Source organism: Pirellulales bacterium (assembly GCA_036499395.1).
Lineage (GTDB): Bacteria > Planctomycetota > Planctomycetia > Pirellulales > JACPPG01 > JACPPG01.
Map to the genome: position 1 here is coordinate 1 of DASYDW010000127.1, position 2,204 is coordinate 2,204.

General features: G+C 60.2%; 3 protein-coding genes. 1 reads left to right on the forward strand and 2 read right to left on the reverse strand.

The features are described from left to right. Positions 1-687, forward strand: a 687-nt coding sequence (locus VGN12_25460) for a hypothetical protein (GenBank protein ID HEY4312823.1), incomplete at its 5' end; no start/stop codon positions are given. A 16-nt stretch (positions 688-703) separates the two neighbouring features. On the opposite strand, the gene VGN12_25465 is transcribed toward VGN12_25460, so the two are convergent. Together VGN12_25465 and VGN12_25470 are read right to left on the reverse strand one after the other, a co-directional pair. Next, entirely contained in the window at positions 704-1,735 is a 1,032-nt protein-coding gene (locus tag VGN12_25465; protein ID HEY4312824.1) for a hypothetical protein, read from the reverse strand. A 77-nt stretch (positions 1,736-1,812) separates the two neighbouring features. After that, positions 1,813-2,040, reverse strand: coding sequence for a hypothetical protein (locus VGN12_25470; GenBank protein HEY4312825.1), 228 nt, complete (start codon positions 2,038-2,040; stop codon positions 1,813-1,815). Between the last annotated feature and the right edge of the window lie 164 nt (positions 2,041-2,204).

Here is a 2,204-nt window from a genome sequence, read left to right on the forward strand (position 1 = left end):
GAATTCTATTCCGAACAGTCCGTTCGGCTGCCGCACTGTTTCTGGTGCTACAGCTCGAAATTTGACGTGCCGCCGGTCGGCGTGCCGCCGCTGGAAACAAGCGGACACATCACCTTTGGCTGCCCCAACAGTTTCATCAAGGTCAACGACGTGATCCTTGCGCTTTGGTCGGAAATTCTCGCCGCGCTGCCCAACTCGCGAATGATCCTGGTCGCCCCGCCGGGCGAGCCGCGCCAGCGCGTGCTGGCGCGGCTGGGTGTCTCCGCTGATCGGATCGACTTTGCCCCCAGGCAGTCGCGCCGCGATTATCTGAGGCTTTACGATCGCATCGATCTTGTACTGGATACGTTCACCTACAACGGCCACACAACTAATTTCGATTCTCTGTGGATGGGAGTGCCATTCGTAACTCTTGCGGGCCGCGCGGGATATTCACGCGCGGGATTGAGTCTGCTGACCAACCTTGGTTTGACCGAGTTCATCGCGAGCAGCCCGCGCGAATATGTGAATCTAGCCATTCAAATGGCAGAGGATCGATCAAAACTTGCCCAGCTTCGCGGAGCACCGCTGCGCAAGCGAATCGAAGAATCACGGCTCATGGACGGCCGGAGCTTCGCCCGCGATTTCGAGTCGGCATATCGCATGATGTGGAAACGATGGTGCAACGGCGAAGCGCCCAGGGTCTAACGCATCTTTGTGGCGATCAGGCGGCCCGGGATGACCAATAGTTTCTGGATTGCCCGGCGTAGTCCAGACACAGCAATGCGCCAAATCGCTCGGCTCGTTGAACACGCCATCGGGCACTGTTCAGTTTCAGCCTCGCCCCGACCTTCTTACACGCCCCTTCGATCGCGCCCCTGCCGATGGGTTTGCCCTCGGCCAGTCGCTGCGCGTACCACATTCGATCGCGGTTCCCGTCCAGATACACACGCAAGGCGTTCAAGGCTTGGACGTGCTTTACGTCGGTCGTGCCGGCGATCACCCGGTCCAATCGCCCAATGTACTTCGGCCCGCCGATCTTGATCAGTTCTTGCAACTCCGTCTCTGCCCAGGACCGCGCCGCTTGGCCTTCGCCCCGCATCGCCCGCGCGCATTTGTGAAGGTCTTCGCTCACATGATACACATCGACACACCAACTGGCATGAGGACTCAAACGCTGATGCGCCTGGTCCCAGATCCATGACGCGCCGTCGGCGATCACGCTCAGTTCCGACGAGTCCTCCAACCCCATCCGCTCGCTCCAGCGCTTCCACATCGCGCCCACCAGGCGTGCGTCCGCGATCGCGCAACTCGCCAGCCGAACGCTCGCTTCGGGCAGCACGCGGTCCTTCCATTGCTCGGGGGCCGCCGGGTCAGCCCGCTCACGCTTTTGCAGCAGATTCAGCCGCATTTCTCGCCATCCGCCGGTCGTGTTCACTTTCAATCCGTCGCTGTATATCTCCGGATCGCCGGCCGCTTTTTCAAACGCCTGGGTCGTCTGCTCGCTGCCACGCAGCCACGTGCGGACCTGTTCGCCTTCGTGCTGACACACCCGCTCGATCGTGTCATCACTGACGTTCATGTGGCAGATGTCTTTGAGCTTGACGCTGGCGCGATCGAACGACCACGCCGTCGCGACGGTGGTGATCATCTTCCGCGCATGCGGCGTAACCTGGATCGCGTCCAACCCCGCCCATACATCCCACGGCAGTTGCGTCGCCTTGCAACCCCGGCACGCGTAGTAACGACGCGACACCTGGACATGTCCAACCGTCGTGAGAATCTGCTTGGGCGTCGCACGTCTGAACGAGGACCGCTTCTCACACGCACAGGTCAAAGAGCAGACCCCTTTTTTTGCGCTTCAGGATGTTCCTGAAGCGCTGCCTGATACATCGTTCGCAGGTGCTCAAAGCCTTTGTCGTGAACCACCGCTTCGGTGAACGCCAGCCCGTGCCCGTGCGGGGCATCCTTCACCGCCTTCTGCAAGGCCCGGTAGGTCTCCAGGGCCTGCAGGGCGATCAGGGCTTCAGTTTCATTCTCAACAGCAATCGACTTGGCCAATGGTCCTCCATGACAGGGTTTTCAGCCATTATGCCAAATCCGCCACAAATGCGCGCTAGACCCTTTGAAAGTCCGAATCATTAGCCGCGTTGACAGCCGATGCGCGGCAGCCTAGCCTGAATTGCATGTCCCGATTCACCCGGCACGGGTTTTGGGAAATGCTC